We start from the raw sequence: 269 nt of genomic DNA on the forward strand, positions 1-269 counted from the left end.
TGGGAGATCGGCAGTGATGTTTGCTTCATCCTCGTCTCCTATGCTGACAGCCCTTACACGCGGCAAATCCAGACAGACTATGCGCCTTTGGACGATGCGAATGCCCAAGTCAACCAGACGTACACGGTCGGCTTGCGCGTGTCGTGGACGTTCTATGGCCCGAATGCCTTCTCCCATGCCGACCTTGTCCGCTCCGCTCTTTATCTGGACTCCACCACGCAGACACTGGCATCAAGCAACGTCGCGCTTGTGACAGACGTCCCCATGCC

At 57.6% G+C, this 269-nt stretch carries 1 protein-coding gene; it reads left to right on the forward strand.

Annotated elements, in window-relative coordinates; translation table 11 throughout:
- Nucleotides 1-269, forward strand: a 269-nt coding sequence (locus QMF38_RS09590; protein ID WP_281759294.1) for a phage neck terminator protein, incomplete at both ends; no start/stop codon positions are given.

The organism is Alicyclobacillus hesperidum subsp. aegles (assembly GCF_027923525.1).
GTDB lineage: Bacteria > Bacillota > Bacilli > Alicyclobacillales > Alicyclobacillaceae > Alicyclobacillus > Alicyclobacillus aegles.